Origin of the sequence: Limimaricola sp. G21655-S1 (genome assembly GCF_027213785.1) — a bacterium.
GTDB lineage: Bacteria > Pseudomonadota > Alphaproteobacteria > Rhodobacterales > Rhodobacteraceae > Limimaricola.
Window position 1 is genome coordinate 1 of sequence record NZ_JAPWGO010000225.1, and the last position, 272, is coordinate 272.

1 pseudogene is annotated in these 272 nt (G+C 58.5%); it reads right to left on the minus strand.

The features are described 5' to 3' along the window. Positions 1 to 255 (minus strand): annotated as a pseudogene (locus O4G76_RS20545) (relaxase); the annotation flags it as partial. Positions 256 to 272 lie beyond the last annotated feature (17 nt).

Consider the following 272-nt stretch of genomic DNA (forward strand, 5'->3'; position numbering starts at 1 on the left):
GACCTGCTCGATGGCGTTTTCAAAGTCCTCGATAGACGCATTCGCGCCTTCGGGCGGATTGAAGCTCATCGAGAACAGATGCTTTTCGCAGCGCGTTCCCCGTGCGATGGCATCGGCTTCGCCGAAGGCCTCGACAAGATCATCACTGCTAAATCCGCGCACGTCATGCAGCTCGACATGATCATTGTCCCGCATCGCCAGAAGATAGCGGGCGAGTTGCGGGGCGTTACCGCGCTCTTTGGCCTTCAAGATCATGGCTCACTCCCAGGCGC